Raw genomic sequence first — 19,594 nt, 5'->3', positions numbered from 1 at the left:
GGGGAGCAGTGCCGCGTCGGCCCACCACGTGGCTGCAGGTCAGCGCGTACCGGTACCTGTCGCGCCGGCTGGAATGCGCGTTGCTGGGCCACGACCCGGCCGTGGCCGGCATGCGTGCCCGCGGCCAGCCCGCGGCGCTGGCGGCGGGGGCGGTGCTGACGGCGGCCGCGCTGGCCGCAGCGACGCTGCTGGGTTTGCTGCGCCCGCACGTCGCGCTGGACGGGGCGCGGGTCGTGCTGGCCCGGGATTCCGGTGCCCTGTTCGTCCGGGTCGGCGACACCTGGCATCCGGTGCTCAACCTGGCCTCGGCGCGGCTCATCGCCGCGTCGGCCGTCGATCCGCTCACCATCCGCCAGGCCGACCTGGACGGCAGCAAACGCGGTCCGCTGCTGGGCATTCCGGGCGCGCCCGCGTTCCTCGGCCGGCCGCTGGCCGCGGCGGACACGGCGTGGTCGTTGTGCGACAGCGACGGCGCCGGCGCAACCACGATCCTGCTCGGCCGCACGGACGCCGCCTCGATGCGCGTGCTGGGCGGCGGGCAGGCCATGCTGGTCGCGGCCGCCGCGGGTTCGCCGGCCTACCTGCTGCACGACGGCCACCGGGCCCGGGTGGACCTGGCCGACGCCGCGGTGGTGCGGACGCTGCGGCTCGAGGGCCGGGCGCCGCGGCTCGTCTCGCAGTCGTTGCTGGAGGCCGTGCCGGAGGCGGCGCCGATCGCGGTTCCGCGGATACCCGGCCTGGGCGGCGCGGCGCCGGGGCTGCCGGGATTCGCGATCGGCACTGTGCTTCGCATCACCCGCGCCGACGGTGACGAGTATTACGCGGTGCTGGCCGGCGGCGTGCAGCGCATCGGCCGGGTGGCCGCCGACCTGCTGCGGCTCAGCAACCCGCAGGGCAGCGCCGACGCCGTCACCGTCGCACCCGACGCACTGCGCACCGCCCCGGTGGTCGCGGCGCTGCCGGTGGCCGGCTTCCCCGACCGGGCGCCGACCGTGTCGGAGCCGGCCGCCACGATCTGCGCCGGCTGGGGAGACGCCCGATCCGTCGCGTTCCTGACCGGGGCGGCGGTTCCGGTGCCGCCCGGTCGGGCGCCGGTGACCCTGGCGCAGGCCGACGGCCGCGGACCCGCGCTGGACGCGGTGTACCTGCCGCCCGGCCGCAGCGCCTACGTACGGGCCGGTGCGAACGCCGGCACCCGCTACCTGATCACCGACACCGGGGTCCGGTTCGCCGTGCCCGACGACGACGCCGCGGCCGACCTGGGTCTGGGGCAGCCGAGCCCGGCGCCGTGGCCGCTGCTCACCCTGCTGCCGGCCGGGCCGGAGTTGAGCAGACCGAACGCCTCAGTCGCCCGCGACACCGTCGCGGGTGCGCCGTAGCCGGGCCCGGACCGCCCCGGCGGCCGCGGCGAGCGTCAGCGCGACAAGGCAGAACGCGGCTCCGCGCACCGCGACGTCCCGGGCGCGCGAATCACGGGCGGGCGCCGGCGGCGGGGCCGCGATCGGCACCGGCGCGGCTCTGGGGGCGGGCGGCGGCGCGCCCGTCTCCGCGCTGACCGCGGCGAGCGGGTCGACGGTGCCGTGCCCGACCAGGGGATCCCACCCGGCGGGCGGATGATGCGCCGTCGCCTCGATGCGCTGCATCACCTGGCGCGCGGTCAGCGCGGGGAAGCGGGCCCGGATCAGCGCGGCCAGCCCGCTCACCACCGGGGCGGCATAGCTGGTGCCGGACACCGGTTCGGGCGCCAGCGACGTCACCGCTTCGCCGGGCGCCGCGACGTCCACCCACGGGCCGGCCAGGCTGAACGCCGACGGGGCTCCGTCGGCGTTCACCGAACCGACGGTCAGCACGTAGTCGTCGTACCAGGCGGGGCTGACGGCGACGGTGATCGTCTGCCAGGTGGCATCCGGCCGCTGCGGCGGGCACTGCCCCGCCCCGCCGGTGTTGCCGGCGGCAGCCACCACGCCCGCGTTCTTGACGTCGACGGCGTAGGCCAGCGCGGCGCCCAGCGCCCGGTCGTCGGGCGCCGAGGCCACCGGCGCGCAGGCCACCGAGGAGATGTTGATCACCGACGCGCCTAGATCGGCCGCGGTGCGAATGGCTTTGGCCAGGGTGTCGACGTCGCCGACCCCGCCGCCCGACCGGTTGCCGGCGGGCCCGAACTTCGCGCTGGACTGGCGGATGCTGATCAGCGTCGCCTCCGGTGCGATGCCGGTGAATTCGTCGGACTTGGGATCGGCTGCGGCGGCGATGATTCCGGCGACCAGCGTGCCGTGCGCGTCGCAGTCCTGGATGCCGTCGCCGGTGGACACGTAGTCGCCGCCGGGCACCACTGCGGGCAGCCGGCGGTGCCGTGCGACCCCGGTGTCGATGACCGCGACGCGCTGGCCGGTGCCGCGGCTGAGCTGCCACACCGCCGACAGGTCCGACCCGCCCGCCGGGCCGCGCCGGCCCGGGCCCGAGTCGGCCGTCAGCGTCGCGCACACCTCGCGCTGCGCGGTCGGCCACGGCGGCGCCGGCCGGGCCGGCTTCGGCAACCACTTGTCGTCGACGGCCGGCGGCGAAACCGCGTGCGCGGGAGGGGTTTCGAACACCGGAAGCATCGTCAGCGCCGAAACCGCCAGCAGCCGCACGACCCTCACCCGAGCGTCAGTCCCCGAACCGTGCCGTACAGCCCGGCGATCCAGCAGGTGAGCGGCACCAGGGCGGCCAGCGCCAGCCACTCCAGCAGGTCGGCCGCCCGGCTCAGCACCGGCGAGCAGGTTCGGGCCGCGCAGCCGAGGTACAGCGCCGCGGCCACCAGCGTCGCCGTCGTCGCCGCCACCCAGGGGCCGGGCAGCGGTGCGCGCCAGGCTACGACAGCGAATGTCGTTGCGGTGGTGACGATTCCGCCGGCGGCGAAGACCAGAGCCCGGGTGCCGTCACCGCCACGCGAGCGCAGCAGCAACAGCGCGCCGGTGCCGGTTCCGAACGCCAGGCAGCACAGCCGCGGCGCGCCGGCCAGCACGGTGACGGCGGCGGCGACGGTGGCCGACGACGACAACCCGGCCAGCAGGCCGGTCAACCACCGGTCGGCGCGGCGCGCGCGGGCGGACACCCAGGCCTCGCCGGGCTCGGGACCGCCGGCTGGTGCGGTGGCCGGCCGGGGCGACAACCCCGCCAGGGCGAGCGACGCGCGCGCCGCCATCCCGAGCAGGCACAGCGACACCAGCCCGGCCGCCGAGGCGACGGCCGGCAGCGGCGCGCCGCTGAGCACGCCGGCCAGCGCGGCGGCGGCGAGGATCAGGCACCAGCAGGCGAGCGCGAGCAACCCGGCGCCGCCGCAGCCCGACAGCCCGATCGCCGACACCGCGGCGAGGCCCGCGGCCGCCGCGGCCAGCAACACGTGGGAAAGGCTCGGCGCGCCGGGCACCGCCACGAAACCGGCCAGCCCCGCGAACGCGGTGGCGATCGCGCCGAGCGCCAGGGCGGCGCCCCGGTCCCGATAGCCGCGGTGCGCGACCGCGGCCGCCCCCAGCGTCAGCAGGGTGGTCGATACCAGCACCGCGACCGTACCGCCGGAATCGGGAACAACGCTGGCGCTGAACGTGTTCCGCGCCAGCAGCAGCCCGCCCGCCGCGACGAAGGACGCGGCCGCCGCCGCGCCCGCGACCCGCCGGACCGCAACATCCGGCCCGGCCGTCGCATCGAGCGCGGCCGACACGGTGTCGGCGATGTCGCGGTAGCGCGGTGCGGGCAGCGGCACGTCGATCCGGCTCAGCACCAGGATCGCACCGTCGCCGATGTGGTTGTGCGCCAACGTCGTCGACGGATCCAGCGCGGCGGCGCCCGGGGCCGACAACCGGTAGCGCCCGGCGCCGCCGTCGCCGGCCCCGAGCATGTCGACGAGCGACGGAATCAGCTCCGCGACAGCGATTTCGGCGGGCAGGGACACGTCAACGGTCTGGGTTTCCCAGTGCACACTGACCCGGCACAGCCCGGTAGTCGATACGGCCAACGCCACTCTCCTTCGCTCGGATTGCGCAGAACATAGCCGGGTCTCGGCGCCCCGGTATTCGGCTGTGCACAGGTGAGTTGCCGCCGATTCCGGTGCTCCCTACCGTCGTCGGCCGGGAGGGGATGCGCGATGACCCAGGCCGACATCGTTGTCGAGGCTGCGCCGGAACTGCCGGCGCCGGAGTCGACGGGCCTGCCGGCCCGGCTGCTGCCGGTGGCGCTGTCGGTGGCCGGCATCGGCGTCATGACGGTCGTGTTCGCCTCGGGTGGCGCGGCGGCCCGCCAGCCCGCGTTCCTGGCGTTCCCGGCGACGATGCTGGTTTCGACGGTGGCGGCGGCGCTGATCGGCGGGAGCCGCCGCGGGGGCGGCGGACTCGACGCCGATCGCGGCCGGTATCTGGAATACCTGAATCAGCTCGGGCGGTCCGTCTCCGAGATCGCCGCGGCGCAGTGCGCGTCCGCACTGCGCGACCATCCCGATCCCGACACGCTGTGGACGCTGATCGGCGGCCCCCGAATGTGGCGGCGCCGACCAACCGACCCCGACTTCTGCGTCGTGCGGGTCGGGATGGGTGTCCTGCCGCTGGCCCGTCGCGTGGTGGCCCCGCCCGTGCCCGCCGAGGAGGTTCGCGATCCGGTCACCGCGACGGCGTTGCGCCGTTTCCTGCATACCCATGCGACGGTGCCGGGCCCGGTCACCGTCGACCTGGGTGAGGGTTCGCCGGTGACGGTCGACGGCGATGCCGGTGCCGCGCGTGCTGTGCTGCGCGCCGTGGTCTGCCAGCTCGCCGTGCTGCATGCGCCCGACCGGGTGGGCATCGCGGCGGTGGTCGGCGACGGCGATCGCGCGCACTGGGATTGGCTGAAATGGCTGCCGCACAACCGGCATCCCACGCACGACGATGCGCTGGGCCCGATGCGGATGGTGTATTCGACTGCGGCGCAAGCACAACAGGCACTTGCCGGCCTGCCGGTGGCGCGGCTGGTGCTGGTCGCCGAGCGGGCCGTCGCACCGATCGCCGGTGCCACCGTGATCGCGATCGGCGCGGGTGACGACGGCGCGCCGGTGACGATCCGCACCGCCGCCGGCACGGTGTCGCCGTCGCGCCCGGACCGGATGACCGCCGCCGACGCCCTGACGTGTGCGCGCAAGCTGGCCGGGCAGCGGGTGACCGCCGGCGATGGCGACGGCGGCTGGCCGGGACTGGTCGGGCTGGCCGATGTGAGTGGTTTCGACCCGGCGACGCTGTGGGGCCGGCAAACCGGGCGCGACCGGCTCCGAGCTCCGCTCGGCGTCGCCGCCGACGGCACGCCGGTCGAGCTCGACATCAAAGAGCCCGCCGAACACGGGATGGGCCCGCACGGGCTGTGCGTCGGCGCCACCGGTTCGGGCAAGTCGGAGCTCCTGCGCACGATCGCGCTGGGCATGATGGCCCGCAACTCGCCGGATGTGCTCAACCTGCTGCTCATCGACTTCAAGGGCGGCGCAACGTTTCTCGACTACGCGAACGCCCCGCACGTCGCCGCGGTGATCACCAACCTCGCCGACGACGCTCCGCTGGTGGACCGGATGCGCGCCGCGCTGGCCGGGGAGATGAACCGCCGCCAGGAGGCGCTGCGAACGGCGGGCTGCGACAGCGTCGCCGCCTACCAACGCGCGCGCCGGAGCGCCGCCGCGCTGCCGGCGCTGCCCACCCTGTTCGTGATCGTCGACGAGTTCTCCGAATTGCTCAGCCAGCAACCGGATTTCGCCGACACCTTCGTGGCGATCGGCCGGCTCGGCCGGTCGCTGGGCATCCACCTGCTGCTGGCCAGCCAACGCCTGGACGAGGGCCGGCTGCGCGGACTGGACGCGCACCTGTCCTACCGGCTGTGCCTGAAAACCCTGTCCGAAGCCGAATCCCGCGCCGTGCTGGGCAATCTCGACGCCTACCACCTGCCCACCGATCCCGGCGCCGGCTACCTGCGGGTCGGCGCCGGCGCACCGATCCGCTTCCAGGCCGCTCTGGTGTCCGGGCCGCTGCGCCCGGACACCGCCCCGCGCCCGCCGGCAATGGTGCGGGTGTTCGGCACCCGGGTGGTCGGCCCGGTCAGCCGCCCGGTCGAGGCGGCCCACCCGTCCGGGCGCAGCATCTCCGCTGCGGCGCTGGACCGGCTGGCCGGCCACGGCCCGGCCGCGCACCGGGTGTGGCTGCCCCCGCTGGGCCGGCCGCCGGAACTGCGCACCCTGCTGGGCGGCGCCGCGGACCTGACCGTGCCCGTCGGCCTTGTCGACCGCCCCTTCGAGCAATGCCGGACCCCGCTGATCGTCGACCTGTCCGGTGCCGCAGGCAATGTCGCGGTCGTCGGCGCACCGCGATCGGGCAAGTCGACGGCGCTGCGCACCCTGATCACCGCCCTGGCGGCGACGCACGATCCGGCCCGCGTGCAGTTCTACTGCCTGGACTTCGGCGGCGGTGCCCTGTCGTCGCTGCACACGCTGCCGCACGTCGGCGCGGTCGCCGGCCGGGCCGAACCGCGCCGCGTCGGGCGGATCGTCGCCGAATGCGAGGCGGTGGTGGGCCGCCGCGAAGCGTTCTTCGGCGAGCACGCCATCGCCTCGATCGCCGACTACCGGCAGCGGCGCCCCGGCAGCGATCCGTTCGGCGACGTCTTTCTGGTGATCGACGGCTGGGCCGTGCTGCGCCGCGACTTCGAGACGCTGGAGGCATCGATCATCGCCCTTGCCGGACAAGGTCTTTCGTTCGGTGTGCACCTGGTGTTGTCGGCGTCGCGCTGGGCCGACATCAGACCCGCGCTGCGCGATCAGATCGGCACCCGCATCGAGCTGCGGCTCGGCGACCCGGCCGACTCCGAGATCGACCGCAGGGCCGCCGCGCACGTGCCGCGCGACAGCCCGGGCCGCGGCCTGTCCCACGACGGGCTGCACATGGTGATCGCCTCACCCGTCGCCGACGTCGCCGCAGGCGAATCGGTGGCGCCGGCGATACCGCTGCTGCCGGCGCGGGTGGACCTCGACGCCGTGCGGCGCGGATCCGGCGACGAATTCGCCGGCCGCCCGCTGCTCGGCCTGCAGGAACGCCAACTGCAGCCTCTGGCAATCGATTTCGCGCGGGAATCGCACCTGCTGATCCTCGGCGCCAACGGCTGCGGCAAGACCGCCGCGCTGCGCACCCTGTGCCGCGAACTCGTCCGGACCAACACCGCCGCGCAAGCCCAGCTGGTGATCGTCGACTTCCGGCGGGCGCTGCTCGGCATCGTCGAGTCCGAACAGCTGCGCGGATACGCCATGTCGCCGGCCGCGCTGACCGCGCTGTTGCCCGGCCTGCTCGACCTGCTGAGCGGCCGGATGCCGCCTCCCGACGCCAGCCAGGCCCAGCTGCGGGCAGGGTCGTGGTGGAGCGGGCCGGACGTCTACGTCGTGGTCGACGACTACGACCTGGTGGCCTCGCCGTCCGGCAACCTGCTGGCGCCGCTCGTCGAATTCCTGCCGTACGCAAGCGAATTGGGTTTGCACCTGATCATCGCGCGGCGCAGCGGCGGCGCCGAGCGGGCGATGTTCGAGCCGCTGCTGGCGGGCCTGCGTGACCTCGGCTGCATGTCACTGACGATGAGCGAGGCGGCGCCGTTCGCTGCCGCCCCGCCGCTGCCCCCGGGCCGCGGCGTGCTGACCACACGGGCCGGCGCCGACGAACTCGTCCAGGTGGCCTGGAGCCCACCGTGAGTCCACACCGGGCCGTGGTCGAGACCGGACCCGCCACCATCCGCCGATTGTGTTGCGGCACAAGAACACCGGCGGACCGGGAGGTGATCGAGGCGGCGCTGGACGCGATCGACGACCCCGTCGCGCTGGTGGGGGAGCGGCCGGTGGCCGTCGAGGCGTTGTGGAAAACCGCGCTGCGGTCCGCGTGCTGTGCTTGCGACGGCGCGGTCGTCGTGCATCCGTCCTGGTGGCCGCCGGCGCGGGTGCGGACGGTGAGCGCGGCCGCCGCGACCCTGGCCGGCGAGGCGCGCGCCCGGCCCCGGTCATGGCTGCTGGCCCGCGCGTCCCGCGCCGCGCCGGAGGACACCGTCGTGGTCGAGGTCGCCGAGCGGGTGGTGGCCATCTGCAAGCCTGCACCCGCGAGCGTCACGGCCGTCCCGCGCACCGCCCCGCCGCGATCGGTGGCCGACGGCGTCGCCCGTGCCGTCGCGAGCCTGGCGCCGGCGGTCGTGCTGATCGACCTCCCGGACCCGATCGCCGGGGCGGCCGAGCTGGGCCCGCTCATCGCCGACGCGCTGCGCGGGCGGATCCGCGCAGAGATGGTGCACATCAACGACATTCGGCTGGCCCGGCTGGCGTGCTCGGCGTCGGACGGTGACGACGCCCCCGCGGGCCCCGACCGCAGCGCGGCGGCGCCCGCCCGATCGCGGCCGCGCCTACTGAGCGGGCTCGGCGCGGCCGCCGTCATCGCCGCCGCGGCGGCCCCGCTCGCCATCACGGCCGCGCCGGATCGGGCCCGGCCCATGCCCGGGGCGTCCCTGGTCGAAGGGCGGGTGGCGCTGTCGGTGCCCAACGATTGGCCGACGCAACGGCTGGTCGGCGGACCGGGTTCGGCGCGGGTGCAGGTCACCTCGCCGACGGATCCCGAAGTGGCCCTGCACATCACCCAGTCGCCGGTCGTCGGTGAGACGCTCGGCGACACCGCGCGACGGTTGAAACAGGCGATCGACGCCGCACCCGCCGGGGTGTTCGTCGACTTCGACCCGACCGCAACCAGCGTCGGCCGCCCCGCGGTGACCTACCGCGAGATCCGCCCCGCCCACCAGGTGCGTTGGACGGTGCTGCTGGACGGCCCGGTGCGGATCAGCATCGGATGCCAGAGCCGGCCCGGCGCCGAGCACGCCGTCCGGGAGGCCTGCGAGCTGGCGGTGCGATCCGCCCACGCGATCGGATGACGAAAATTCCGCGGAACCGATCGAGCGCCCTGGGGGTCGAATCAGGTATGGCCACATCCAACACAGTGAGCACCGACTTCGACCTGATGCGCTCGGTGGCGGGCACCACCGACGCCCGCAACGAGGAGATCAGGGCGATGCTGCAGGCCTTCATCGGACGGATGAGCGGCGTGCCGCCCGCGGCATGGGGTGGGCTCGCGGCCGCCCGCTTCAAAGAGGTGATCGACCGCTGGAACGCCGAGTCGGTGCGGCTCTACCACGCGCTGCACGCCATCGCCGAGACCATCCGGCACAACGCGGCCACCCTGCAGGAGGCCGGGCAAAACCATGCAGACCACATCGCCGCCGCCGGCGGCAACCTGTAAGGGGGAGAGGATTCCGTGGACCCGACGCTGTCCTACAACTTCGGCGAAATCGAACACTCGGTGCGCCAGGAGATCCACACCACCTCGGCCCGCTTCAACGCCGCGCTGGACGAGCTGAGAGCGCGAATCGCCCCGCTGCAGCAGCTGTGGACCAGCGAGGCCGCCACCGCCTACCAGGTCGAGCAGCTGAAATGGCACCGGTCGGCGACGGCGCTCAACGAGATCTTGGTCCAGCTCGGCGACGCGGTCCGCGACGGCGCGGAGGAGGTGGCCGACGCCGACCGTCGGGCGGCCGGGGTCTGGGCGCGCTAGCGGCGCGCCCGTCAACGTCTGTGTGGTCCCGGCGGAGGAGAGCCGTCGGGACCACACAGCCGTTTTGACCTGCGGGGACACCCGTCGGTAAGCTGCTCGGTTGGCGTGCGGTACGCCGGGGCCTCGGGTCAATGTCGGTCGCCGAGATCTCACCCCACCGCAAACGCCTGATCGGCACCCGGCTCGACCCGGGATCCACCTCGAGAAGAGAAGGTAAGCGCTGTGCCCACTTACGCGCCAAAGGCGGGTGACACCACCAGGTCGTGGTACGTCATCGACGCCACGGACGTGGTGCTTGGCCGTCTTGCCGTCGCGGCAGCCAACCTGCTGCGCGGCAAGCACAAGCCGACGTTCGCCCCCAACGTCGACGGCGGTGACTTCGTCATCGTCGTCAACGCCGACAAGGTCGCCTTCAGCGGCCAGAAGCTGGACAAGAAGCTGGCTTACCGCCACTCGGGGTACCCCGGCGGTCTGCGCAGCCGCACCATCGGCGAGCTGATGCAAAAGCACCCGGACCGGGTCGTGGCGGACGCGATCGTCGGCATGCTGCCCAAGAACAAGCTGAGCCGCCAGATCCAGCGCAAGCTCCGCGTCTACGCCGGACCGGAGCACCCGCACACCGCCCAGCAGCCCATTCCGTACGAGATCAAGCAGGTGGCCCAGTGACCGAAACGACCGAGGCCCTGGAGAACCCGGACAACCCGGACGCCGAGACCGCAGCCGCCGAGGTGACCGAGGCCCCGGTCGAGGCCGTCCCGGCGGAGTCCTACGTGTTCGAGCGGCCCATCCAGACCGTCGGCCGCCGCAAGGAGGCCGTGGTGCGGGTGCGGCTGGTGCCGGGCACCGGCAAGTTCAACCTCAACGGCCGCACCCTGGAGGGCTACTTCCCCAACAAGGTGCACCAGCAGCTGATCAAGGCCCCGCTGGTCACCGTGGACCGGGTGGACAGCTTCGACATCTACGCCCACCTGCACGGCGGCGGCCCCTCGGGGCAGGCCGGTGCGCTGCGGCTGGGCATCGCCCGGGCGCTGATCCTGGCCTCGCCGGACGACCGGCCCGCGCTGAAGAAGGCCGGCTTCCTGACCCGGGACCCGCGCGCCACCGAGCGCAAGAAGTACGGGCTGAAGAAGGCCCGCAAGGCGCCTCAGTACAGCAAGCGCTGATCAGCGGTCGCTTTCCGGCCACAACTTGGCATCGTCGATGGACAAGTTGTGGCCGGTTGCGGCGTGTCTGCGCCCGGACGCACCCCGTTTCGGCCACAGTTTCGGCCACAAGGAAACGGGCACGTTAGGTGCTAGCCCGTCAACTGTGAGAGGTTTGTCCGCATGGGTCGACTATTCGGCACCGACGGCGTGCGCGGGGTCGCCAATCGCGAGTTGACCGCTGAGCTGGCGCTGGCGCTGGGCGCCGCGGCGGCGCGGCAGCTGGCCAGCGGGTCCGCGCCGGGCCGGCGGGTCGCGGTGATCGGCCGCGATCCACGCGCCAGCGGCGAGATGCTGGAGGCCGCGGTGATCGCCGGGCTGACCAGTCAAGGCGTCGACGCACTGCGGGTGGGGGTGCTGCCCACCCCCGCGGTGGCCTACCTGACCGGCGCCTACGACGCCGACTTCGGGGTGATGATCTCCGCGTCGCACAACCCGATGCCCGACAACGGCATCAAGATCTTCGGCCCCGGCGGCCACAAGCTCGACGACGGCACCGAGGACCGGATCGAAGCCCTGGTCGGGGACGCCGGGTCGCGGCCGGTCGGCGCGGGCATCGGCCGGGTGATCGACGCCGAGGACGCCGCCGACCGCTACCTGCGCCACCTGAGCAAGGCCAGCACGCTGCGCCTGGACGGGCTGACCGTGGTGGTCGACTGCGCGCACGGCGCGGCCTCCGCCGTGGCCCCGCGCGCCTACCGCGCGGCCGGCGCGCGGGTGATCGCGATCAACGCCGACCCCAACGGGCTCAACATCAACGACAACTGCGGGTCGACGCATCTGGATTCGCTGCGCGCCGCCGTCGTCGCCCACCGCGCCGACCTGGGCCTGGCGCACGACGGGGACGCCGACCGCTGCCTGGCCGTCGACGCCGACGGCAACCTGGTCGACGGCGACCACATCATGGTGGTGCTCGCGCTGGCGATGCGTGAGGCCGGCGAGCTGGCGTCCGACACGTTGGTGACCACCGTGATGAGCAACCTGGGACTGCACCTGGCGATGCGGTCGGCCGGAATCACGGTGCGCACCACCGGTGTCGGCGACCGCTACGTGGTCGAGGAGCTGCGCGCCGGTGACTACAGCCTGGGCGGTGAGCAGTCCGGGCACATCGTGATGCCCGCGCTGGGCTCGACCGGCGACGGCATCGTCACCGGGCTGCGGTTGATGACGCGCATGGCGCAGACCGGCTCGCCGCTGTCCGATCTGGCGTCGGCGATGCAGACGCTGCCCCAGGTGCTGATCAACGTGACGGTCGCCGACAAGGCCACCGCCGCCACCGCACCGTCGGTGCAGACCGCCGTCGGCCAGGCCGCGGCCGAACTGGGCGACACCGGCCGAATCCTGTTGCGCCCGAGCGGAACCGAGCCGATGATCCGCGTCATGGTGGAAGCACCCGAGAAAGACATCGCGCAGCGACTCGCCACCCGGGTCGCCGAGGCGGTCAGCGCCGCGGGCTGAGGCGCACCCGAACGGAACCCCGACGCGCCCGCGGGCGTCGGATTAGGCATGAAATCCCTTGGGGCAACACGGCCCGGCGCCGTTGCCCGTACCCAGATCGACGTGGCCGCCGCGCAGCGGGTGGCCAACCAATTCGCCGTGGCGGCCGAATTCCTCGACCGCGCGGTGACCGATCACCTGGCCCGGCTGGCGTTCGGCGGCGCGGTCGCCGGGCGGGCGCACACCGAGCGCGGCGACGCTCTGCACGTCGAGTTGCAGCGGCTGGCCGGGCAGGTGTCGCAATGGTCGCGGGCGTCCGGTGAGATCGCCGCCGCGCTGCGGTCCAGCGCCGAGCGCTACGCCGACGCCGAGCTGTACGCCGCGGCGCGGATCGCGTAGCTCATGGCCGACCGGTTGGACGTCGCCGGGCGCCTCGCCGAGGGCCGGGCCGGCGTCGAGCACACCCAGACCTACGTGCAGGCCTGCCATGCGCTGGGCTACCAACATCCCGACCTGACGGCGCATCCCGCGCAGGTCCGCGAATGGTATGCGGGCGAGGACGGTCTCGACCTGCGCGCGCTCGACCGCGACTGCGCCGAGCTGCGGGCGGCGGGCGTGGTGGCAGCCGAGGCGCTGCGGCTGCAGCGCGCCCAGGTGGCCGAGCTGGCCGTGGCGTGGACGGGTGCGGGCGGCGAGGCGGCGGTGCAGCTGCTGCAGCGGCACTGCGACACCGCGGAGGCGCTCGCCACCGAGCTGCGCGCCGCCGCGCAGCGGTGTGAGTCGCTGCGCGACAACCTGTGGTATCTCATCGACGCCAAGGCGGCGACGGCCATCGCCGTGGATGACCGCACCCGCGCGCAGCGGCCGGAATGGCTGGCCGCCGCTGCCGCGGTGACAGCGGGACAGCCGGACCGCGATGACGCCCACAATGTCATCCGTCAGCAGGTTATCCCCTACGTGGACAACGATATTCGCAACGAGTGGCTGACGGCGATGCGCTCGGCCACCGACGGGGTGCAGACGTCCTACGCCATGGTGGTCGACAGGATGGCCGCCGCGCCCGCGGCGCGGTTCGAGTTCCCCGGTGATCTCGGGTCGGGATTGGTCCCGGTGCCGGCCACCCGGCCGCTGGTTGCCGCGCCCATGCCGCCGTTGGATGCCGCGCCGACGCTGCCGGATGCCGCGCCGACGCTGCCGGCCGCCGTGTCCGAACCCGCTGCGGCCGCAACGCTTCCCGCGGCCGCCCCAACCCCCGCGGCCGCCCCAGCCGCGGACTGGGGCGCCGCGCTCGGCGACGTCGCCGGGATGCCCGCGGGTGACCTCGGTGGGCTCGCCGAAAGTGGGATGGGCGGCGGACTCGGAAGTGGGCTCGGCTGGGGTGGGGGTCTGCTCGGGCTGGCCGGAAAGATCGTCGACGCGATGGGTGGTCTGCTCGGGTCGGTGGGCGACGGCCTGGACGGAGCGGACCCGTTCGGCGGCCAGGATCCCTTGGACGACAACGCTTTTCACGGCGATCCTTTTCACGCCGATGACCCCGCCGACGCCAAGGACGCCGGCGATGACGCTGACGAGACGGCCGCCGACGAACCCGGCGCGCCGGATCGCCCCGCGCCCGCCGGCGAGGCCGAACCGAACGGCGAGCCCGCTCCGAGCGGCGAGGCCGCGCCGACCGGTGAGCCGGCCCAACCCGTCGAGGCCACGCCACCGGCCACACCGCCGGCCGCGCCGCCACCGGGCGCGCCGCCGCCGGCCGAGCCGCCGGCCGACCCGGGCCCGGCCCCTGCCGCGGCCCAGCCCACGCCGGAGCCGGGATCGACGCCGTGTCAGATTGCCGCAGACCAGCTTCCGCAGGCCGGACAGTGACCGGTCACGGCCGCAACTGCAGCGCCTGCTCGACGAAGCCCAGGGCCTCGTCCCGGTCGGCGGCCAGCGGGCTCAACAACAGCGTCGTCACCCCGGACTCGGCGAACGCGGCCATCCGTTCGGCGACGTATCCGCGCGGGCCCACCAGCGACATGCCCCGCACCAGCTCGTCGGGCACCAGGTCGATGGCCTGCTGTTTGCGGCCGGACAGGTACAGCTCCTGGATCCGGTCCGCGACCTCGCCGAACCCGTACCGGGTGGCCAGATTGTGGTAGAAATTGCGGCCTTTGGCGCCCATCCCGCCGATGTAGAGAGCCAGCTGCGGCTTGACCCAGGCCAGCCGCTGGTCGACGTCGTCGCCGATCGCCAGCGACGCGTGCACCATCACATCGAGTGGCCCCAGCGCCGGATCACGCTTGGCGGCACCGGCCGCCAACGCCTCACCCCAGATGGACCCGGCCTTGTCCGGAAGATAGAAAACCGGCTGCCAACCCTCGGCGATCTCTGCGGTGAGCTCCACATTCTTGGGCCCCAGCGCGGCAATGCTGATCGGAATCCGTTCGCGCACCGGGTGATTGATCAGATGCAGCGGCTTGCCCAGGCCCGTGCCGCGGTCCGGGGGCAGCGGCAGCTGGTAGTGCCTGCCGGCGTATTGCACGCGTTCGCGCCGCCACACCATGCGGCAGATCTCCACGATCTCGCGGGTGCGGCCGATCGGCGCGTCGAACGGGACGCCGTGGAACCCCTCGATCACCTGCGGGCCCGACGTGCCGATGCCCAGGCGGAATCGCCCGTCGGACACGTAATCCAGCCCCGCGGCCGTCATCGCCAACAGCGACGGCGTGCGGATGTAGAGCGGCAGCACCCCGGACGCCAGCTCGACGGTGCGGGTCTTGGCGGCCAGATAGCCCAGCTGGCTGATGGCGTCGAAGGAATACGCCTCGGCCACCACCGCGACCTCGATGCCGGCCTTCTCGAGTTCGACCACGCGGTCCACGGCCTCGTGAAAGTCACCCGAATAGTTAAGAGCGATGCCGATTCGCATCAAAGACACTTACCACGCCGCCACCTCACTTCAGCAGGGCGACGATCTTCTCTTCCAGCGGCACGGCGCCGGCCTCGGGATCGGGGGCCGCCGTCCCGGGCAGCTGCACGTGCGGATCGGCGAAGTCGCGGTACCTCTTGTCGCCGCCCAACGTGTAGAGCAGATATCCGGTCAGCAGCGCCCGAACCGATCGCTGGGTGCGCCGGTGCGCGCCGGCGAGGCCCACCACCTTGGTCAGCCGCCGGCCCTCGACCAGCCCACCCGGTTCGGCCTTGCTGATGACACGCACCGTGGCGGCGTCCCACACCTCGGCGAGCGCCAGCGCGTTGGAGTTCAGCGTCTTCGCGTCACCAGGCGCGGTGAAGATCACGCCCGGCACCCGCAGCGTCGCCGCCGGCTGCTCGGCCGGCGGGCTGGTCACGCTGGGAAAGACCGCCGCCACCGCCGTGGGCTTGGCCGGCATTCCCGCCGCGGCGAACACCGCCGCCGAGGCGCCGAAACCGTGCCCGGCCACCCCCAGCTTGGCCGGATGCACGCTGATTTTGCCCGGCCCCAACCGCACCCCCGACACGATGTCCAGGGCGGTCCCCAGGTCGAAGGCGAAGTTCAGCACCGACGGCGCCAACCCCCGCTGGGTGTCGGGGGCGGCGGCCACGATGCCCCACGACGCCAGATGCTCCAGCAGGTTCGCATAGCGGGCGGCGCCGGTGAGCCAGTCGTGGCCGAACGCCACCCCGGGCAGATTCAGTCCCTCCTCGGGCGTGTACACCACCCCGGGCAGTCCGGCAAAGGCCAGGTCACCCCGCAAAACCCGGTGCGGACCACGGCGGTGAAGCGCTGCGACGAGCTTGCGGATGCGGGCCACGCGTCGACGTTAGCGCATCGCATCCCGGCGCCGGGGAAACGCGGCCCGGGCCCCGCTCAGGCCCTGACCTCGATGATCCCCACCCGCCACAGCACCGCGTACAACTGGTGCAGCGGGATGGCCAGCAGGCGGGTGGTCATGTCCATCAACGGGTTGCCCGAGTCCGCCGGCGCGGGCCGCGGCGGGCGGGCCGCCCGGGCCGCCGGCACCCGGGTGGCGGTCACCACATCGTCGCACCGAATTGCGGTCATGATTGCCTCCTCGTGGCGCCCGGCGGCCGGTCGGAGAAAGTCAATTCTTCTCCGGCTGAATTGGTGGCTCGGCAAAAGACATGGCTTCGGTAACCGGAATTATCCAGTCCATTTCCGGTAAAGCCCTGAATCCGAATGGTTGACCACGGTTTCGTGGCCGGCACGCTGCGGAATCGCGATCGGGCGGGCTTCAAGCAGCTCGTCCTTTCCGGTTGCCTCGGTACTCGCCGACGGTGCTTTCCCCTCGAATGTTAGAAACACGCACCGCGAACCCGATGAAGCGAACGAAAACGTCACAAAGACATCAGGTGAAAACATTTTCCCGGCGGCCGCGACGGTCATGACGGCCGCGGCGGCGCCGGCGGGCGCCCGCGGACCGGCGGCCCGGCCCTGCGCCTGCACTACCCTGAGCAGAATGTGCGGAATCGTCGGCTACGTCGGGCAGCAGCCCGCCTGCGCGGTCGTCATGGCCGCGCTGCGCCGCATGGAGTACCGCGGTTACGACTCCTCGGGAGTCGCGTTGGTCAACGGCGACGGCACCCTGACGGTGAGCCGCCGCGCCGGCCGGCTGGCCAACCTCGAGGAGGCGGTGGCGCAGCTGCCGCCGTCGGCGCTGACCGGCACCACCGGCCTGGGCCACACCCGGTGGGCCACCCACGGCCGGCCGACCGACCGCAACGCGCACCCGCACCGCGACGCCGCCGGCAAGATCGCCGTGGTGCACAACGGCATCATCGAGAACTACGCCGGCCTGCGCCACGAGCTGGAGGCCGACGGCGTGGAGTTCGCCAGCGACACCGACACCGAGGTCGCCGTGCACCTGGTGGCGCAGGCCTACCGGCACGGCCCGACGGCCGGCGACTTCGCCGCGTCGGTGCTCGCCGTGCTGCGCCGCCTCGACGGCCACTTCACCCTGGTGTTCGCCAACGCCGACGAACCCGGCACCATCGTCGCCGCCCGCCGCTCCACCCCGCTGGTGATCGGCATCGGCGACGGCGAGATGTTCGTCGGCTCCGACGTGGCGGCGTTCATCCCGCACACTCGCAACGCCATCGAGCTCGGCCAGGACCAGGCCGTGGTGCTCACCGCGGACGGCTACCGCATCACCGATTTCGACGGCAACGACGACCTGGGGCCCGGGGCGTACCGCGAATTCCACATCGACTGGGATCTGGCCGCCGCCGAGAAGGGCGGCTACGAGTACTTCATGCTCAAGGAGATCGCCGAGCAGCCCGCCGCGGTGGCCGACACGCTGCTCGGCCATTTCGTCGACGGCCGCATCGTGCTCGACGAGCAGCGGCTGTCCGATCAGGAACTGCGCGAGGTCGACAAGGTGTTCGTGGTGGCCTGCGGCACCGCCTACCACTCCGGGCTGCTGGCCAAGTACGCGATCGAGCACTGGACGCGGCTGCCGGTGGAAGTGGAGCTGGCCAGCGAATTCCGTTACCGCGACCCGGTTTTGGACCGCAGTACCCTGGTGGTCGCCATCTCGCAGTCCGGCGAGACCGCCGACACCCTGGAGGCGGTGCGGCACGCCAAGGAGCAGAAGGCCAAGGTGCTGGCGATCTGCAACACCAACGGCAGCCAGATCCCGCGCGAATGCGACGCCGTGCTCTACACCCGCGCCGGACCGGAGATCGGCGTCGCCTCCACGAAGACGTTCCTGGCCCAGATCACCGCCAACTACCTGGTCGGCCTGGCGCTGGCGCAGGCCCGCGGCACCAAATACCCCGACGAGGTCGAGCGGGAATACCACGAGCTGGAAGCCATGCCGGACCTGGTGGCGCGGGTGCTGGCGACGATCAAACCGGTGGCCGCGCTGGCCCAGCGGTTCGCCCAGTCGCCGACCGTGCTGTTCCTGGGCCGCCACGTCGGCTACCCGGTGGCGCTGGAAGGCGCGCTCAAACTCAAGGAACTGGCCTACATGCACGCCGAGGGATTCGCCGCCGGCGAGCTCAAGCACGGGCCCATCGCGCTGATCGAGGACGACCTGCCGGTCATCGTCATCATGCCGTCGCCCAAAGGGTCGGCCGTGCTGCACGCCAAGCTGCTGTCCAACATCCGCGAAATCCAGGCCCGCGGCGCGATCACCATCGTGATCGCTGAGGAGGGCGACGACACGGTGCGGCCGTACGCCGATCACCTGATCGAAATCCCCTCGGTGTCAACGCTTCTGCAGCCGCTGCTGTCGACCATCCCGCTGCAGGTGTTCGCTGCGTCGGTGGCCCAGGCCCGCGGCTACGACGTGGACAAGCCGCGGAACCTGGCCAAGTCCGTCACGGTGGAATAGCCGGGCAACGGCTTCACCCGGATAAGCCGCGCATCCGCGGTCGATCGATTACATTGCCCTGGGACAGCATTTCGGCGCCAGTGAGCAAGGCGCCCATGCCCGTTCGGGAGGAAGTATGCGATCGGCCGGCATGAGATACGGCGTCGTTGGCCTGGTGGTGCTCGTCCTGGCCGCATACATCGGCTCGGTCGTGCTGTACGCGCAAAGCGGCACCGGCCGCCGGATCGACGAGGCCAACCCGACGACGGACGGGGACCGGCCGTCGGCGACGATCAACGTCGAAGACATCCAGTCGAACAACAGCGTGCTCGCCGTCAACCTGGCCTTCAATCCCGGGTCGGCGCTGCTGGATCCGAAGACCCACCACCTCAAGGAGGATCTGAGCCTGCGGGTCCGCTCCTCGGCGATGCCGTCCCGGCACACCTGGACCAAGGGCATGCTGCCCGGCCTGATGGCCGTCCCGCTGACCATCGCCGGCCAGATCGAGCGCTGGCCGTTCGACCAATACCACTCGGGCCCGCTGGAAGTCGAGATCTTCTACGGCCCGGACACCGACCGGGACCCCGACCACGTCCCCGTCACCTTCGTCGACCACCTGTCCGGCTGGCAGCTCACCGCGACCCGGCCCCAGGCCGATGGCCCCTACCGGCTGCACGTGCGGCGCTCGATGAGCACCGCGGCGTTCGCCATCGTCATCCTCGGCGTGCTGATCGCGATCGCCAGCCTGGCCCTGTTCGTGGCGATCCAGACCACCCGGGACCGGCGGCCGTTCCAGCCGCCGATGACGACGTGGTACGCGGCGATGCTGTTCGCGGTGGTGCCGCTGCGCAACGCGCTGCCCGGTTCGCCGCCGTTCGGCAGCTGGGTCGACATCACCGTGGTGATCTGGGTGCTGGTCGCGTTGGCGATCTCGATGGTGCTCTACATCGGCTGCTGGTGGCGGCATTTGAACCCGCCGCCGGCCGCCGCGCCGGCCCAGCCGGCCCAGCCGGCCCCCGCGACGACAGGCGGCTGACGAGCGGCGGCGTGT

The 19,594-nt window shown here is 72.9% G+C and carries 18 protein-coding genes; 12 read left to right on the top strand and 6 right to left on the bottom strand.

What is annotated here, in order from left to right; translation table 11 throughout:
• Positions 1-8 precede the first annotated feature (8 nt).
• Positions 9-1,379 (top strand): type VII secretion protein EccB, encoded by a 1,371-nt coding sequence (eccB, locus tag MAA44156_RS19060; RefSeq protein WP_009978945.1) that lies wholly within the window; start codon positions 9-11, stop codon positions 1,377-1,379.
• Here eccB and mycP4 read toward each other — a convergent pair.
• Positions 1,344-2,642, bottom strand: coding sequence for a type VII secretion system ESX-4 serine protease mycosin MycP4 (gene mycP4 / locus MAA44156_RS19055; RefSeq protein ID WP_121035718.1), 1,299 nt, complete (start codon positions 2,640-2,642; stop codon positions 1,344-1,346). The genes eccB and mycP4 overlap by 36 nt on opposite strands.
• Positions 2,639-4,003, bottom strand: coding sequence for a type VII secretion integral membrane protein EccD (eccD, locus tag MAA44156_RS19050; protein WP_176213646.1), 1,365 nt, complete (start codon positions 4,001-4,003; stop codon positions 2,639-2,641). The genes mycP4 and eccD overlap by 4 nt, the downstream gene beginning before the upstream one ends.
• Before the next feature lie 123 nt (positions 4,004-4,126).
• On the opposite strand from eccD, the gene eccCb reads away from it, so the two are divergent.
• The 9 genes from eccCb to MAA44156_RS19005 all read left to right on the top strand — a co-directional run bounded on the left by eccCb (position 4,127) and on the right by MAA44156_RS19005 (position 14,113).
• Positions 4,127-7,720, top strand: a complete 3,594-nt coding sequence (gene eccCb, locus MAA44156_RS19045; RefSeq protein ID WP_009978936.1) for a type VII secretion protein EccCb — start codon at positions 4,127-4,129, stop codon at positions 7,718-7,720.
• The gene (locus tag MAA44156_RS19040) at positions 7,717-8,934 is read left to right on the top strand and encodes a type VII secretion-associated protein (protein ID WP_029248603.1); all 1,218 of its coding nucleotides are present in this window, start codon (positions 7,717-7,719) and stop codon (positions 8,932-8,934) included. Before eccCb ends, MAA44156_RS19040 begins: the two co-directional genes overlap by 4 nt.
• A 47-nt stretch (positions 8,935-8,981) precedes the next feature.
• On the top strand, positions 8,982-9,299 hold the full coding sequence (locus MAA44156_RS19035; RefSeq protein WP_009978933.1) for a WXG100 family type VII secretion target: 318 nt from the start codon (positions 8,982-8,984) through the stop codon (positions 9,297-9,299).
• 15 nt (positions 9,300-9,314) lie between these two features.
• Positions 9,315-9,611 carry a WXG100 family type VII secretion target gene (locus MAA44156_RS19030; protein WP_009978932.1) on the top strand — a complete coding sequence of 99 codons (297 nt, stop codon included), beginning with the start codon at positions 9,315-9,317 and terminating at the stop codon, positions 9,609-9,611.
• Positions 9,612-9,833: 222 nt separating this feature from the next.
• Positions 9,834-10,277 (top strand): 50S ribosomal protein L13, encoded by a 444-nt coding sequence (gene rplM / locus MAA44156_RS19025; RefSeq protein WP_003873431.1) that lies wholly within the window; start codon positions 9,834-9,836, stop codon positions 10,275-10,277.
• Positions 10,274-10,774, top strand: coding sequence for a 30S ribosomal protein S9 (rpsI, locus tag MAA44156_RS19020; RefSeq protein ID WP_009978929.1), 501 nt, complete (start codon positions 10,274-10,276; stop codon positions 10,772-10,774). Before rplM ends, rpsI begins: the two co-directional genes overlap by 4 nt.
• Before the next feature lie 162 nt (positions 10,775-10,936).
• The gene (glmM, locus tag MAA44156_RS19015) at positions 10,937-12,271 is read left to right on the top strand and encodes a phosphoglucosamine mutase (protein WP_009978928.1); all 1,335 of its coding nucleotides are present in this window, start codon (positions 10,937-10,939) and stop codon (positions 12,269-12,271) included.
• Between the two features lie 48 nt (positions 12,272-12,319).
• A complete protein-coding gene (locus tag MAA44156_RS19010) occupies positions 12,320-12,649 on the top strand; it encodes a hypothetical protein (protein ID WP_003873428.1) in 330 nt (109 codons plus the stop codon).
• A gap of 3 nt (positions 12,650-12,652) precedes the next feature.
• The gene (locus tag MAA44156_RS19005) at positions 12,653-14,113 is read left to right on the top strand and encodes a hypothetical protein (protein WP_121035716.1); all 1,461 of its coding nucleotides are present in this window, start codon (positions 12,653-12,655) and stop codon (positions 14,111-14,113) included.
• A gap of 4 nt (positions 14,114-14,117) precedes the next feature.
• Here the strand turns inward: MAA44156_RS19005 and MAA44156_RS19000 are convergent, their stop codons facing one another.
• The 4 genes from MAA44156_RS19000 to MAA44156_RS18985 form a co-directional block, all read right to left on the bottom strand.
• Positions 14,118-15,158 (bottom strand): LLM class F420-dependent oxidoreductase, encoded by a 1,041-nt coding sequence (locus MAA44156_RS19000; RefSeq protein ID WP_009978922.1) that lies wholly within the window; start codon positions 15,156-15,158, stop codon positions 14,118-14,120.
• A gap of 25 nt (positions 15,159-15,183) precedes the next feature.
• Positions 15,184-16,023, bottom strand: a complete 840-nt coding sequence (locus tag MAA44156_RS18995) for a dienelactone hydrolase family protein (RefSeq protein WP_009978921.1) — start codon at positions 16,021-16,023, stop codon at positions 15,184-15,186.
• 56 nt (positions 16,024-16,079) lie between these two features.
• Positions 16,080-16,274: an Rv1535 family protein gene (locus tag MAA44156_RS18990; protein ID WP_009978920.1), complete on the bottom strand. Its 195-nt coding sequence runs from the start codon at positions 16,272-16,274 to the stop codon at positions 16,080-16,082.
• Between the two features lie 99 nt (positions 16,275-16,373).
• Entirely contained in the window at positions 16,374-16,676 is a 303-nt protein-coding gene (locus MAA44156_RS18985) for a hypothetical protein (protein WP_155763145.1), read from the bottom strand.
• Positions 16,677-16,689: 13 nt separating this feature from the next.
• Here MAA44156_RS18985 and glmS point away from each other — a divergent pair, with 13 nt between their 5' ends.
• Together glmS and MAA44156_RS18975 are read left to right on the top strand one after the other, a co-directional pair.
• Positions 16,690-18,564, top strand: coding sequence for a glutamine--fructose-6-phosphate transaminase (isomerizing) (glmS, locus tag MAA44156_RS18980; protein WP_003879511.1), 1,875 nt, complete (start codon positions 16,690-16,692; stop codon positions 18,562-18,564).
• Between the two features lie 115 nt (positions 18,565-18,679).
• On the top strand, positions 18,680-19,579 hold the full coding sequence (locus MAA44156_RS18975) for a DUF4436 domain-containing protein (protein ID WP_029248602.1): 900 nt from the start codon (positions 18,680-18,682) through the stop codon (positions 19,577-19,579).
• The last annotated feature ends 15 nt before the right edge of the window (positions 19,580-19,594 follow it).

This window comes from Mycobacterium avium subsp. avium (genome assembly GCF_009741445.1).
Taxonomy (GTDB): Bacteria; Actinomycetota; Actinomycetes; order Mycobacteriales; family Mycobacteriaceae; genus Mycobacterium; species Mycobacterium avium.
The sequence above is the reverse complement of the archived record's forward strand: the minus strand, read 5'-3'. Positions and strand labels throughout refer to the sequence as shown.

What these genes read in the sequence shown, in the direction of transcription:
- eccCb (WP_009978936.1), top strand. Translation starts at nt 4,127, where the DNA reads ATGACCCAGGCCGACATCGTTGTCGAGGCTGCGCCGGAACTGCCGGCG.
- MAA44156_RS19035 (WP_009978933.1), top strand. Translation starts at nt 8,982, where the DNA reads ATGGCCACATCCAACACAGTGAGCACCGACTTCGACCTGATGCGCTCG.
- glmM (WP_009978928.1), top strand. Translation starts at nt 10,937, where the DNA reads ATGGGTCGACTATTCGGCACCGACGGCGTGCGCGGGGTCGCCAATCGC.
- MAA44156_RS19010 (WP_003873428.1), top strand. Translation starts at nt 12,320, where the DNA reads ATGAAATCCCTTGGGGCAACACGGCCCGGCGCCGTTGCCCGTACCCAG.
- MAA44156_RS19005 (WP_121035716.1), top strand. Translation starts at nt 12,653, where the DNA reads ATGGCCGACCGGTTGGACGTCGCCGGGCGCCTCGCCGAGGGCCGGGCC.
- MAA44156_RS19000 (WP_009978922.1), bottom strand. Translation starts at nt 15,158, where the DNA reads ATGCGAATCGGCATCGCTCTTAACTATTCGGGTGACTTTCACGAGGCC.
- MAA44156_RS18990 (WP_009978920.1), bottom strand. Translation starts at nt 16,274, where the DNA reads ATGACCGCAATTCGGTGCGACGATGTGGTGACCGCCACCCGGGTGCCG.
- glmS (WP_003879511.1), top strand. Translation starts at nt 16,690, where the DNA reads ATGTGCGGAATCGTCGGCTACGTCGGGCAGCAGCCCGCCTGCGCGGTC.
- MAA44156_RS18975 (WP_029248602.1), top strand. Translation starts at nt 18,680, where the DNA reads ATGCGATCGGCCGGCATGAGATACGGCGTCGTTGGCCTGGTGGTGCTC.